This is a genomic window from Bacillus xiamenensis, assembly GCF_001857925.1.
Classification (GTDB): Bacteria; Bacillota; Bacilli; order Bacillales; family Bacillaceae; genus Bacillus; species Bacillus xiamenensis.
In genome coordinates this window covers 1,376,442-1,390,062 of sequence record NZ_CP017786.1, presented here as the reverse complement: position 1 = coordinate 1,390,062, position 13,621 = coordinate 1,376,442, and the positions used below count along the sequence as shown (strand labels likewise).

10 protein-coding genes are annotated in these 13,621 nt (G+C 44.4%); 2 read left to right on the top strand and 8 right to left on the bottom strand.

Translation table 11 applies throughout. The annotated features are described in order from the left end of the window. Positions 1–24 precede the first annotated feature (24 nt). Genes BK049_RS06885 through BK049_RS06860 form a run of 6 tightly spaced genes read right to left on the bottom strand, consistent with a single transcriptional unit; the run spans position 25 to position 7,514 of the window. Positions 25–1,944: a BglG family transcription antiterminator gene (locus BK049_RS06885; protein ID WP_071168175.1), complete on the bottom strand. Its 1,920-nt coding sequence runs from the start codon at positions 1,942–1,944 to the stop codon at positions 25–27. Continuing rightward, positions 1,941–2,825 (bottom strand): ROK family protein, encoded by an 885-nt coding sequence (locus tag BK049_RS06880; protein ID WP_071168174.1) that lies wholly within the window; start codon positions 2,823–2,825, stop codon positions 1,941–1,943. Before BK049_RS06880 ends, BK049_RS06885 begins: the two co-directional genes overlap by 4 nt. 57 nt (positions 2,826–2,882) lie before the next feature. Next, positions 2,883–5,546 carry a mannosylglycerate hydrolase gene (gene mngB / locus BK049_RS06875; RefSeq protein ID WP_071168173.1) on the bottom strand — a complete coding sequence of 888 codons (2,664 nt, stop codon included), beginning with the start codon at positions 5,544–5,546 and terminating at the stop codon, positions 2,883–2,885. 28 nt (positions 5,547–5,574) lie between these two features. Further along, positions 5,575–6,693 (bottom strand): PTS fructose transporter subunit IIC, encoded by a 1,119-nt coding sequence (locus tag BK049_RS06870; RefSeq protein ID WP_071168172.1) that lies wholly within the window; start codon positions 6,691–6,693, stop codon positions 5,575–5,577. A gap of 36 nt (positions 6,694–6,729) precedes the next feature. Next, positions 6,730–7,059 (bottom strand): PTS fructose transporter subunit IIB, encoded by a 330-nt coding sequence (locus BK049_RS06865; protein WP_007498438.1) that lies wholly within the window; start codon positions 7,057–7,059, stop codon positions 6,730–6,732. Further along, complete coding sequence (locus tag BK049_RS06860; RefSeq protein ID WP_071168171.1) at positions 7,056–7,514, bottom strand: PTS sugar transporter subunit IIA; 459 nt, start codon at positions 7,512–7,514, stop codon at positions 7,056–7,058. Before BK049_RS06860 ends, BK049_RS06865 begins: the two co-directional genes overlap by 4 nt. Before the next feature lie 242 nt (positions 7,515–7,756). Here BK049_RS06860 and BK049_RS06855 point away from each other — a divergent pair, with 242 nt between their 5' ends. Then, positions 7,757–10,423: a S8 family peptidase gene (locus BK049_RS06855; RefSeq protein WP_071168170.1), complete on the top strand. Its 2,667-nt coding sequence runs from the start codon at positions 7,757–7,759 to the stop codon at positions 10,421–10,423. A 108-nt stretch (positions 10,424–10,531) separates the two neighbouring features. Then, positions 10,532–11,014 (top strand): Ig-like domain-containing protein, encoded by a 483-nt coding sequence (locus tag BK049_RS06850; protein ID WP_008358215.1) that lies wholly within the window; start codon positions 10,532–10,534, stop codon positions 11,012–11,014. 82 nt (positions 11,015–11,096) lie between these two features. On the opposite strand, the gene mmuP is transcribed toward BK049_RS06850, so the two are convergent. Both mmuP and mmuM read right to left on the bottom strand, forming a co-directional pair. Next, positions 11,097–12,500 (bottom strand): S-methylmethionine permease, encoded by a 1,404-nt coding sequence (gene mmuP / locus BK049_RS06845; RefSeq protein WP_008358216.1) that lies wholly within the window; start codon positions 12,498–12,500, stop codon positions 11,097–11,099. 46 nt (positions 12,501–12,546) lie between these two features. Beyond that, complete coding sequence (gene mmuM, locus BK049_RS06840; RefSeq protein ID WP_071168169.1) at positions 12,547–13,485, bottom strand: homocysteine S-methyltransferase; 939 nt, start codon at positions 13,483–13,485, stop codon at positions 12,547–12,549. Between the last annotated feature and the right edge of the window lie 136 nt (positions 13,486–13,621).

Sequence of the window (13,621 nt, the reverse complement as noted above, 5' to 3'; positions counted from 1 at the left end):
GTGTTTACTGTAAAACATTCACCTTTATCGAAACAACGCATTCATCAGCTCATCAAATGTGTTTGCTTTTTTCAATGAATGAATGCGGTCTGGGCTGTCCAGTAAATCGACGGCTTGCTCGAAAAATTGGTTCATGCAGGCAGCGTCATCCTTATGAATGGCTAATAAGAAAATAAGAGACACTCGATCTCCCTGCCAGTCAATCGGCTCCTTTAGTTGTGCAATGGCTACGCAGGAGGTGCCTTCATTTGTGATGAGTGGGTGCGGCATCGCAATCCCCTTGCCAAGATAGGTAGATGCCATTTGCTCACGCTCCAGCACTGAGAAGCGAAAAGAAGACGATACAAGCTGATGCGCCTCTAATCGGCTGCATAGCGTATCTAATACCTCTTCTTTGCTGGAGAGGTCCGCATCCAATAGGGTCAATCGTTCTTGAAAAAATGCCATCAGCTCCTGCGAAGGTGAGCCGTGTCCGTTTAATAAATGAATGATCTCACTCACACGCTGGACATCATGATGTTCAAAAAAAGCATTCACTTGAATGATCGGTTTCCCCTTTGGTGCGAGAGGTACGGTTGTAATAATCACATCACATGGCAAAGTCGTGCTAAAAGCGTAATCCTGATAAGAATAAAGCTCAACAATCTCAAGCTCATGTTGAAAGGCCGCCTTCAATTTAATTTCAAGCAGCCGTGCCGTTCCTAGTCCAGACCCGCACACAATAATGGCTTTCTTTTTTTGCGAGGTGTCAAGATGACTTCTTTCAAACGAAGCAGCAATATGCAAGGCAACATAAGCCGCCTCATCTTCATTTGGCGTCCGCACCAGGTGTAAGGCATTGAGTCCGCTGACAGCCAAATCAAACGGATAAGGATAAGATGTTTTGATCTCATGCAAAAGCGGATTTTGTAAAGACACGCCGTATTGAATTCGATTTAATAATGGCTTCATATGAAGCATCAAATCTTGACGCAAGATATCGTCATTAGCAAAACGATGTCCGCTTGTCCTTTCAATGTGCTGGAGAAATCGTGTCACTGCCTGCCGTACTTCCTCTGTCGTTTGGTGCTGGTCGGCCTCTTTCCACGTTTGATTCGCCAAGAGGTGCATCACTAAGTAATCTGTTTCATCCTCTGACAAGGTCACGTGAAAAGTGTCGCTCACCTGCTGAGTGATCTTTTTGGCAATTCTCGTTAACACAGGTGACCTTTGTGTGCGTGTGGTGCTGGCAGATATTCGCTGTTTTTTTCGTGTTTGCTGAATGGCAATCGCTAAATGAATCACCAAATTTTTTAGGGCAATGTCTTTAATGAGCAACGATTCTTGATATAGGTTCGTGAGCACAATGGACCGAATGGTTTCAAGTGAAATATCAGGAAAATGAAGCTGTTCCCGCTCGGTAATATTGGAAAGTGCAGGCTCTTCTTCAAGCAGTAAGTCTGCATAGCACGTTCTTTTTTGCAATTCGTCTCCCTCGACTTTTAAGCCAAATCCGGGCTTTGAGACAAGGGTCATGCCGTAACGGGCTAACAGTTCCCGTCCTTTTTTTAAATCACTGCTGACCGTCATGCGGCTGATGAACAACTCCTCTGCCAGCTGATCAATTTTTAAGTAATCTGATTGAAGCAATAGCTTTCTCATCATAAATCGTACACGCTCTTCTGGCATGACGGGTACGAGGGAGCGGGCAGGAAGCTTTTGTTGATGAAGCCAAAGCAGGAAAGCGTCTTGGTCACTTGTTAAGAGTGTATACCCCTTCCCGCGTATCGTCTTAATCATGGCCCCGGCTTGTTTTAACAGCTCGTTTGCTTCTTTGATTAAGTTGCGGATGGAGCGGTCAGATAAGCGAAAAGAGGCAGTTAGCTCCTCTAGCTTCACGAACCCTTTCGTTTCAAATAGCCGCTGAATGAGCTGATAGGTTCGAGTATCTGCCGTCATCATCATTGCGCCGCTCCTTGTGCCTGTAAGGCATCAGTTCCAAGGGCGATTGCTCCCATTAAACCAGATAATCCGTCAAAGGAAGGCTTTGTGACAATTTCATGTAATGGCTTTGGTAATTGTAAGTAGCCGCAAAGCCGCTTGTCTGCTTCTTCAAGGATAAGCGGCAGCATGGCTGGCTGTTTCATCACACCTCCGCCAAGAATGATACGTTCTGGTGAAAGGGTGAGTAATAAATTTGCGGCCATTTGCCCGAGATAGTAGGCGTGAAGTGCCCAGGCAGGATGATCCTCTGGCAGCATCTGTGCCAGTGTATGATAGCGTCCTTCTATGGCAGGACCAGATGCCAGTCCCTCTAGACAATCATGGTGGATTGGGCAGCAGCCCCCATAGGTGTCATGAGGGTGGCGCTGGACTGTGATATGACCCATTTCTGGATGAAGCAGTCCATGGATAAGACGGTTTTCAATATAGGCACCGCCACCGATGCCAGTCCCAACGGTGATGTAGACCAAAGAAGAAGGCTTTTCTGCTTCAGCCGAAAAGCGGACTTCCCCGAGCGCAGCACAGTTGACATCAGTATCAAGCTTCATCGGGAGACCGAGCGCTTGTTTTAAGGTAGAGAGGAATGGAAATTGGCGCCAGGCTGTTTTGGGTGTGTCTAAAATCGTCCCATAGCTTGTACTCTGTTCTTTTACATCAACAGGCCCGAATGCACCAATTCCAATCGCATCGACTGGATGCGCTGTAAAGTAATCGATCACTTGCCGGCATGTTTCATCTGGATCTCCTGTTGGAAAGGAAGTCTTGTGTTCAATCGTTCCATCTGTTGTTACGTAGCCGCAGACAAATTTTGTACCGCCTGCTTCAATGCCTCCAATTCGCATGATCATTGCCCTCCATTAGAGAGGGGCGGAATCCAAATGGATCCCGCCCCTACATGTTCATTTTTTCTTTACAATGTAGGTTTGTACCTGACAAGGTGTGAGCGGTTCAATGTGTAATGATCCATGTTGTGCTTTCAGTATATGTCCTTCAGGTGTTTCGCCTAAATTCGCTGTTTCTCCATGTTGTAGAGATGAACTATTGATTGAAGCGGCTGTTTGACGCGTTAAATATGGATTGAAGAGACGAATGACAATGCCTGTTCCATGCTCCTCTTTTTTCAAAGCGCTTAGAATGGCTCCGTCTGTTTCAATGTCAAGCAGGCTATAAGTAGATTGTAAGTCTTCTTTTTCATCTCGGAAAGAGAAAATTAAACGACCGTTTAAAAAGTCTGCCCGTTCATAGCATTGCACTGGGGTGGTATACCGCTTGGCAAGCTGCGCTAAGTGTCCTTCGCTTACCGCTTCCTTGCTATAATGCATGCCGAAGGAGAACGATAGCGCGCCTTGAAGCTGGGCGTCAGGTGTTTCAACGATTTTTTCTCCAGACGCTCGGCCTGGACGGTAAAGTAGATTTTCTTTCCCCATTTTTCCGAAACAACGGAAGAGTGTATAAGCAATTGTTGTGTAGCCTTCGCCTGTGATTTGGTATTCTCTTACGCAGTCGGTCAACAGAGCGACCCCATATGATTCATCACGAAGGGCAACAAATGATTGCATCGGTTCAATGGTGATCGGTTTTTCTTCCCAATGCTCCTTGCTCCACCATTCAAGCTCTTGCGTCAGCTCTGTTGGACGTTCGATTGTGCCAAACTGCTGATCGCTTAGTGATACGTTTGATGCGATACCTGTATCAAAAAGTACACGCAGACGATGGTCTAATGCACGGTTATCAACATCCACATGAAAACGAATGACCGCTTCGTCTTGATTTAAAGCGACTTTTGCTGTGATCGGAAGAGAGGTCGTCACCTTTTGCTGTGAGCGTTCCTCTAAGTCATATGGAACCGTGAGATGAAGCTGGATGGTCAGTTCTTCTTGCAGCCCACTTTTAGACACGGTGATATTGGCGGATGAGATATCTTGAGATGATACATAAAGGTCCTCACGCGGTGGTGAATAGTTATAGGAATCCCCGTCGTCTCCGTTGTCTTCAAAGATCATTTGCTCAGAGAATGTTCGGCCTGTCTGTTTATCCGTGATCTCTAATGTTCCATTGTCATTTGCCGCAATGCGGTAATACGTATTTTCAATGATACGGTCATCCGTCTGCTCCCAAACGGATTCGCTTGATTCATCGAAAACCATGCTGACTTGTGTATACCCAACGGAAGGTAAGTCGACGGCTTCAATGAGTAGAACGGCTTTCCAGACTTGCTTAGGGATGTACACCTCTTTGCTTGGGTTAAGAGAAATTTGCTGTGCTAAGACATAATCAGTCACATCGGTTTTGCTTTTCACTGTGTAGTGAAGGGTGTGTCCGTTCGCGTCTTTCAGCGTAAATGGCCGTTCCGTTATAAAGGTTTCGACTTCAATGACTTCAGAGCGCTTTGAAGGCAGGGTATTAAATAAAGTGAACGTGATTTCTTGCTCTGTCTGTAATCGAATGGTGATGAGACGCATGTGTAAGTCCACAAGGTTCTCGGCGATTTCTTTTGCCTGCTTATAGCGGAAGAAGACATCTTGATTCGTCGTGTCACTATTACAGCCGCCAATGCTGTCATGCGCTGCATTTTCAAACATGAGGTACCAAATATCACGCACTGTGTCATGCGGATAATCGTGCCCGAGTGAATAGCTGATGGTTAAAATGGGCTCCATCACATTGACGAGATAGTTTTCAATTTGATTGTTTAAGATTTTTAAATCTGCTCTTGTTGAAAAAATCGATTTATGAATTCGCATATGCTTGGCATGAATGAGCTCTCCTTGTAATGTGTCAAAGGAAGTCCGCTCTTTCTTCACCGCTGCAATGTAATCTTCCAGACTGCTGATGTGATAGTGATGCTCGTCTAATTCATTGGCTTTTTCTAATAAGTCAGGCAGGTTTTTACGGATTGGCGCCTGGTCAAACCCATTTGGGAAATAGACATTGTTAGTGGTGGCTTTTGCTTGAAGCGCACCGATTTTTTCAGAAAGAAAGGCTTTTAAGTCTTCATCCTTCTCAGGAATATTTCCACCGTAGTAGTAGCCGAATGGCAGATTCACAGCAAAGACTTCACTGCCGTCAGCACCGCGCCAATTAAATTCTGTATGATTTGTCATATGATCCGAAACGCCGCGCCAAAATGCCGTATCTACAATGCCAAAGCCTTGATAAATTTGAGGCATCTGTGCGGATTGACCGAAGGAATCTGGTACATAACCCACTTTCATGACATGTCCGAATTGATGACAGCGCTCTATACCATACTGCAGGTTCCGTACAATCGATTCACCTGAAATGACGAGCTGATCCGTTTGTGTATACCACGGACCGATGATGAGACGTTTGGCCGTGACGAGCTTTTTGATTCGATTCTCGTCCTCTGGACGCCATTTTAGGTAATCATCAAGCAAGGATGCCTGTGCATCGAGCATGAAGTAATGGAACCTTTCATCTGTTTCAAGGGTGTCTAAAATGTCCATTACGTTTTTCATTAAGTAAATACGGGAGCGGGAGGTGGTGAAATACCATTCCCGGTCCCAGTGAGTATGTGGAATCACATGTACATTGACAGTCATTAATTAACGACACCTTTCTTTGTTCAAATTATCCTTCTAGCACAAGGTCAAAATCGTCTTCTTCTTTCTGCTTCTGATCGTGTTCTGGTTTTTGTGGTTCTTTTTTCTCAGAGAAATTCACAAGCAGGTTGGCGCCAATTCCGATGACGAGCGCGCCAGTTAGGGCACCGATCAAATACGCCCACCAGTTTCCTACTGAGAAGAAGCCATATAGTCCGCCAATTGGCGGCATGATGTCATGAACACCTAATAAGGCAGCGACCCCGCTTCCAGCCGCACAAGCGACGACATTCAGCGGAATCAATTTCAAAGGATTGACGAGGGTAAAAGGAATGGCTCCTTCTGTAATCCCGATAACGCCCATAACCAAGCCGCCTCGTCCGGCTTCTCTAAAGGTAGGGGAGAAGTTGCGTTTTCTAATCAATGTGGCAAGCCCGTATCCAAGTGGCGGAATGACAATGGCAATATTGACGAGAATGGCAGGAAGATACACACCTGATAAGAAGAGGGCGTTACCAGCCATCCAAGCTGATTTATTCACAGGTCCGCCAAGATCGAATCCAATCATTGCGCCTAAAATCAAAGCAAGTGCAATTGTGCTTGTTCCGTCTGCGACCATGCCTTTAATCCATTCAATTAATGCTGTGTTCAAAGCACCTAATGGCCCGCCTAGCAACACCGACATGAGAAGTCCAGTTAAGCCAACAGTAATGAGCGGTAAGATGAGCAGAGGGACGAGTCCAGCTGCGGAGCCTTGAATTTGAATTTTTCTTTTCACAAAGAGGGCGACATATCCGGCAAAGAAACCTGCAATGACGGCGCCAATAAAACCAGCATTTGTTGAGCTGGCAAGAGCTCCGCCGATAAAGCCGGCCGCAAGACCTGATTTATCCGCAATCGAATAGGCAATAAAGCCAGCGAGCAGTACGTTCATTAAGCCAATGCCTGTCCAGCCAACCTGTTCCATCAAATAGGCACCATGTAAAATGCCGCCTGCATCCTTATAGGCATTTAAATCTGACACACCAAAACCTAAACCGACTAGTTTGGCTAAACCAACGATAAGTGAAGCTCCGATGATGACCGGTAGAATATAAGAAATACCGGTCATAAGATGGCCTTCAATGACTTTTAATTTTGCTTTCATTCTGCTTTGCTCCTTTCTATATGGCATTGCTCTTGTTTATTGAGATTCAGATTTTTTCTTTTCAACTAACGCAACGGCTTTTGTGATAATTTGCTCGGCATTTTTTAAAGCGCGTCCGATTTCGACACGTACTGTGGGAATACCCGAGAAGCGTTCTGCGTCGTTAATATGCTGATTTGAGGCAATGATACAAAGGTCTGCCTGTTTGGCTTCCTCTGCTGTAATGCCATTTACCTGTCCCATAATCCCTTGCTGCTCGATTTTGATCTCGTGTCCAAGTTGTTTACCCGCATTCTCTAATGCTTTTGCTGCCATTGGCGTATGCGCTAATCCTGCTGGACATGAAGTGACACCGACAATTTTCATTGTGTAATCCCCTCTTTCAATTGTTGTTCAATGACCTCGTAATAATAGTCTGCTGTTTGACCGGGTTGAATCTTTTCAATGAAAGCAGGCTCCATTAAGCTTGTGGCAATGCCAGACAGTAATTTTAGGTGTGTGACATTGGCATCTTCTAGTGGAACGAGCAAGGTGAATAAATAGCTCGTTGGTAAATCGTCGAAGCTTCCCCAGTCAATGGGCTGTTCAAGCTCTAAAAAAAGAAGTGAAGCCGTTTGAACAGCAGAGCTTTTTGTATGAGGAATGGCAAAGCCTTGCTGAAGTCCTGTTGAGACTTCGTCTTCGCGTTTCAACAAATCTGTTAATAGCCCCGCGTGATCGTTTGTAATCTGAAGGTCTTCAGCTTTCTCAGAAATATATTGTAAAATCTCATTCTTTGATCGACCGTTTACTTGTGTAAAAACATGATCTTTTTGGAACAAGCTGATCCCTTCTCTCTTGTTTGTTAAGCGCTTACAATTTGATTGTAATGTACTTTTCGATATGGTTAAATAGCATCATTTTCCGTTTGAAATGGCAAAAAGTTTATGAAGCGATCAGACTTGCTAACTGAATATCTCAAATCCTAGCTTAAAACGAGTTTAATTATGTCAAAAACAGATTCTACTAAATGATTTTCTGTGATATTCTTCCAAGGTATTGTAAAAAATAAGGGGGTCTTTTCATGTTCAAAAAGCAGGTCAAATCCTGTGTGGTTGTACTCATGGCTATCATTCTATGTATGGCTGCATTACCTGGGTATGAGGCATCAGCAGTTAGTAAAGGAACAAGTGTCAATGAAGCCATTGGGTTAAAAAATGGTGACGTCATTTCAGGTACATTACAGAATGAAAAAGAAGAGTCATGGTATCAAATTACGCCATCTTCACAAGAGGTGGCAAAATATACACATATGCAAATTTCTGTAAAAAGTAAACAAATGTTATCTGTATCGGTCTATCCAAGTAAGGACAGAGCGATGAAGGATGACACTTATTCGAGATATCGCGCTGACACAGCAAGTGGAGAGACAGAGATTAACTTCCCGCATGCATGGTCAGGTCCTTACTATGTCAAAGTGCTGTATTTAGGTACGGAGGAAGACAGCCGTGATGAGGAAGAGGATGCAGCCTATACAATCGGGTATAAAGGCGCGAATCTCCCGCCATCTGAACCGATTTTCCCTGAAGAAGAAGATCCAGGGATCATCATTATTGAGAAAAAGCATGGACGTGAAATTCTTCAATCCATTCGTACGATCGAGGACAAACGATTCAATGAAACCGCCGATGGTCAGAAACTCACACGTCTGCTGCAAAAAACAAAGCCGTTTCTCAAATCTAAACTCATCAACAATCAAAAAAAGCAGCAAACGGTGTACAATCATTTGCTTACATTAAAATCATTGCTGAATGACGTAGAGAAAAATGGTGCATTCAGCGGTCATATCGTCACAGAGAAAGAGCAACAGGCGATCCGTTCCCTTTTTGATATGCTCAAAGAGGCAAGTCCAGCCTATCTAAAAAAGGAATTAGAAACAGTGGGACAAAAAGTAGGAATTGATCAGCTTGAAGGAAAATCAATCGGTTATGTCCTCGAGAAGCAAAAGCTTGTTCCAGAAGAAAAGGTCAACACAAACAAAATCATCTTTAAATTAAAGGATGGACAAACGCTTCAATCCGCAAAAAAGAAGATGAAAAATTACGGAATTCAAGAAAACCGTGTGACATCTCAATCAGTCAGTCCTTTATTTAAAGGAATGTATGTCTATGATGTTCCAGCAGGGCAAGAGTCAGCTGGAAAAACACTAAAAGCAGGGAAAGCTGTGATCAAAAGCACTGCAAGAAAGCTGTCTAGCATGCCGAATGTTGAATTTGCAGAGCCAGTGCAAACTTATCGTGCGCTCAGCAATGACGTGCAGTATGGATACCAATGGCCTTTGAAAAACAGTGCACAAAACAGCGGGAAAAAAGGCGCTGATGTAAAGTTTGAACAAATGAATTCACTGATTGGCACTAGCAAAATGAAGCAAACGTTAATTGCTGTTGTTGATACAGGTGTCGACAGCCGTTTGTCCGATTTAAGCGGGACGGTTCGCACAGACTTAGGTGCTAACTTGATTGGACGAAATAAAGATGCAATTGATGACAATGGACATGGCACTCATGTGGCAGGCATCATTGCAGCAAAAGCCGATAATCATTACTCCATGGCAGGGCTGAATCAGCATACAGGCATCATCCCAGTCAAAGTGCTGGATGCTTATGGATACGGAGATACAGAGCATATTGCACTTGGAATTAAGCATGCAGTGGACAAAGGCGCAAAGGTCATCAACATGAGCCTTGGCGGATATTACAGCAAGGTCATTGAATATGCGATGAACTATGCTGCGCAAAAAAATGTATTAGTGGTAGTGGCTAGCGGAAACGATGGCATTCCAGAAATGGGTTATCCGGCGACTTCCAAATACGCCATGGCAGTTGGTGCAAGTAATCGCATGGATATTGCCGCTGAATTCTCAAGCTATGGGAAAGGATTAAGCATGTCAGCACCGGGGTCTGATATTCCAAGTTTAATGCCGGATGGGAATGTCTCATACTTGAGCGGGACATCCATGGCTACACCATACGTCGCAGCAGCAGCAGGATTACTGCTTTCTAAAAATCCAGCCCTGAAACCAAATCAAGTGAGAAATATTTTGCAAAATACAGCAGATAACATCTCATTTCCCTTTGTTGATGGAAATAATGACATTTTCTATGATGAAAATGACGAGCCGATTGTCGATCCGAAGATTCCGGGTATCGATTGGATGACAGGACATGGCAGACTCAATGCTTTTGCCGCATTAAGTGCTGTTGAATTAAACGCATCAGTCAACAAAGTAGAAGATCAGCATCAAAAGGTGACAGGAAAGGCGAAAGCAGGTGCGGCTATTTCTGTGTATAGGGGCAAAACCCTGCTTGGAAAAGGCACGGCAAGCAAAAAAGGAACCTTTAGTGTGAAGATCAAGCATCAGAACAAAAACAAAGTGCTTCACATCAAGATTTCAAAAGGGAAGGCTGCTACTTCTCTCAAAACGGTCGTGAAAAAGGGCAAAGCACCAGCTAAACCGAAGGTGAGTAAAGTCACGGTGAAAAGCAAAACCATCAAAGGGACTGCGGGTGCAGGCTTGACGATCAAGGTGAAGAACAAATCAAAGAAAGTCATTCAAACGGTCAAAACCAATAGCAAAGGCGCATTTACAGCTAAAATCAAGCCGCAAAAAGCCAAAACCGTCTTGTACGTGACAGCTTCAGATGTGAGAAAAAGAGAAAGTAAAGCAGTGAAAGTTGTTGTGAAAAAATAGTGTGAGAGCTTCCCTTTTCTAAAAAAGGGGAGTTTTTTTGTTTTATACTGGAAAAATACCAATTACTGTCGATAGTAAGAAAGTAGGAAAAAAAAGGAGGATTTATCAATGAAAAAAATCATGTTTGCTTTCTTTCTATCATTACTTCTCGTCTTCCCAACCTTTGCACATGCAGAGGAAACAGAAGCAGTACCAGCATCCGTTCAAGTAACAGGTGTCACAGCAGCAGACGGTGGTATGGTCAATTACGGTTCTGGCAGTAAATATCGAGTGGGTTCATATTATCCGGCTACTTTTAAAGGAACACTAAAAGATACGAACGGAAACCTCATGGCCAATCAGCCAATCCAGCTTTATTTTGAAGCAGCAATCAAATCATTGGCTCAAACAGCGACAGGCACAACGGATGAGAATGGACAATTTTCACTGACGATTCAAGTTCCTTCTGGTGCAGGCTACCGTACATATAATAATGCAGGCTGGTCTACACATTACTACGATATCGTTCCAGTGACTTTCACTTCAAACGACATCACGCTATCTTCAAATGTGACAAGTGTATACCATTTGGCGTATACATTGCGTAACTAATATACTGGGAGAGACGACTTGGCTGAAGCCTTGTCGTTTTTTTGTTGCAAAACCCTTTTGCAGCAAAACAAAAAACCTGGTGTTATACACCAGATTCTTCTCGTTGTTTGCGAATCCAAGCCGTCACGTAATATGCAGCATAGCAAAGCGCGATGAAAGGAATGCCGCAGATGAGGGCAATCCGCTGATTTGGATCAAAGGCAATGCCGATCACAGATGCAAGGCACAGGAGGAAGGCAGCAATCGGAACCACTGGATAGAGCGGGGTTCGGAAAGATAAATCATGAAGCTGTCCGCCTTCCTGTAAAAATCTTTTGCGAAACATGAACTGGGAAGCAGCAATCCCCATCCACACCACAACAACGGCGAGTCCAGAGATGGAAACAAGGACAAGATACACCGTTTCTGGTGCGATCACACTTGATAGCAAAGAGAGGATACCGCCGATCATACTTAAAATAAGTGCATTCAAAGGAATTCCCTTTGGTGTCAATTTCGCTAGTTTCTTTGGAAGTGTCCGTTCCTCAGAAAGTGACCAGAGCATGCGGGATGAGGCGTATAGTCCTGAGTTTGCGGCAGATAAGATCGCCGTCAGAATGACAAAATTCATGAAATCCGCCGCATAAGGAATACCGATGCGGTCAAATACCACGACAAATGGACTTTTGATCACCCCTGCTTCTTCTACAGGAATTAAGCCAGCTAAGACCACGATCGTTCCGACGAAAAACAGAACAAGGCGCAGCACCGTCGTCCGAATCGCCCGAGGAATGGTCTCATCTGGATTGACGCTTTCACCCGCAGCAATCCCGATCAACTCCGTACCGGAAAAAGCAAAATTGACGGCGAGCATCGTCATGAAGATCGGTAAAAAGCCGTTTGGGAAAAGTCCGCCATCTCCAGTGAAGTTAGAAAAGAACGGAGCGGCCTCACCGCCTTTTAATGGTATCAAGCCAAACATCGCAGCTCCGCCAAGGATAATAAAGAGAATAATGGCCATGACTTTAATGCTAGAAAACCAAAATTCGGATTCTGCAAAGAACTTGACTGTAAATGCATTGAGTAAAAAGATGAGAAGCGCAAAAACACCACTCCACATCCAAACCGATGTGTCTGGGAACCAGCGCTGCATTAAAAGTCCAGCTGCTGTAAATTCAGAACCAAGTGCCACTGTCCATGTCAGCCAGTAAAGCCAAGCGACTGTATACCCCGTACCAGGCCCAATGTATTTTGTTGCATACGTATGAAACGCCCCGGTAACCGGCATTGCGACAGACAGTTCACCTAAACAGAGCATCACAAGATACACAATTAATGCCCCAACAAGATAAGCCAGAATCGTTCCCGCAGGTCCGGCCTGATGAATGGTGTATCCTGAGCTTAAAAAGAGTCCTGTACCAATCACGCCCCCTAAAGAAAGCATGAATAGGTGCCGGCTCGTCATTTTTCGTTGATATTGTTGTGACTGATCTTTTGCTTGTTCCATGTCTTCCCGCCCTTTTGCTTAGAAGTATGTGTGTTGATTCATGGTGCTACGATGTTGCCTGTTTTAAGATGTCCGTAATATCTTCTGGTGTCGTCCGGCAGCAGCCGCCGATGATTTGTGCGCCGTCTTTGTACCACTGATGCGCACATTCTCCAAACGTACGGTGGGACGTATCTCCGCTCCATACCTTTTCTTTAGGGTCATATAATTCCCCTGAGTTCGGATACACCACAATTGGTTTGCTCGTCCCTTTTTTCATCTCTTGAATGAGAGAAGAAATAAATTGAGGCGGTGTACAGTTTACGCCAACAGCAGCGATCTGCTCATATGGCTCAAGTGCTTGTACACAGTCTTTCAGCAAATCTCCCTCACTAATGTGCAGATCATCCTTTGCGCTAAACGTGATCCATGCATATACACCGCTGAATTCATCCTGAAGTAGCTTTGCGATAGCCGTTGCTTCAATCAGGCAAGGAATGGTTTCACATGCGAGAATATCTGCACCAGCCTCTACTAATGCCTGAATTCTTGGTCTGTGAAAATCAATGAGTGCCTGCTCTGACAGCCTGTAATTTCCCTTATATTCTGAACCATCAGATAAATAAGCGCCGAATGGTCCTACTGATCCAGCGACAAATGGTTTTGTGCGCCCCTCACGACGTGTTTCATCCTGCCAAAACAGTTCGCATGCTTCTTTCGCTAAAGTGACAGATCGTTTCATTAATGCAATGGCTTCTTCTTTTGTATAGCCTTTTTCAGCGAAGCCATCAATTGTCGTTTGGTAGCTGGCTGTTGTGGCACAGTCAGCACCTGCTTGGAAGTAGTCCAAGTGTACTTGCTGAATCAATTCTGGCTGTTCAATGAGGATTTTGGCTGACCATAAACTGTCGTTTAAATTACAGCCCTTTCGTTCAAGCTCCGTTGCAAGTGCACCGTCTAAAATTAAAGGTGCGTGAGCCTGTAATCGGCTTTGAATAGGGTTCATATGAATTGAACAGCCTCCTTTTTAGATCGGAAATAATGGATAGGATATGAGGCGGTAGTTTAAATGACTAAAGTGTTTTTGTCAAGGAGAGGAAAAAGCATATGAGGGCGTAAAAACCCTGAAAACATGCGGATTT

Bases quoted from the DNA above. Each gene is read 5' to 3' on its own strand.
- mngB (WP_071168173.1), bottom strand. From the start codon at position 5,546: ATGACTGTCAATGTACATGTGATTCCACATACTCACTGGGACCGGGAA.
- BK049_RS06865 (WP_007498438.1), bottom strand. From the start codon at position 7,059: ATGAAAATTGTCGGTGTCACTTCATGTCCAGCAGGATTAGCGCATACG.
- BK049_RS06870 (WP_071168172.1), bottom strand. From the start codon at position 6,693: ATGAAAGCAAAATTAAAAGTCATTGAAGGCCATCTTATGACCGGTATT.
- BK049_RS06880 (WP_071168174.1), bottom strand. From the start codon at position 2,825: ATGCGAATTGGAGGCATTGAAGCAGGCGGTACAAAATTTGTCTGCGGC.
- mmuP (WP_008358216.1), bottom strand. From the start codon at position 12,500: ATGGAACAAGCAAAAGATCAGTCACAACAATATCAACGAAAAATGACG.
- mmuM (WP_071168169.1), bottom strand. From the start codon at position 13,485: ATGAACCCTATTCAAAGCCGATTACAGGCTCACGCACCTTTAATTTTA.
- BK049_RS06855 (WP_071168170.1), top strand. From the start codon at position 7,757: ATGTTCAAAAAGCAGGTCAAATCCTGTGTGGTTGTACTCATGGCTATC.
- BK049_RS06885 (WP_071168175.1), bottom strand. From the start codon at position 1,944: ATGATGATGACGGCAGATACTCGAACCTATCAGCTCATTCAGCGGCTA.
- BK049_RS06850 (WP_008358215.1), top strand. From the start codon at position 10,532: ATGAAAAAAATCATGTTTGCTTTCTTTCTATCATTACTTCTCGTCTTC.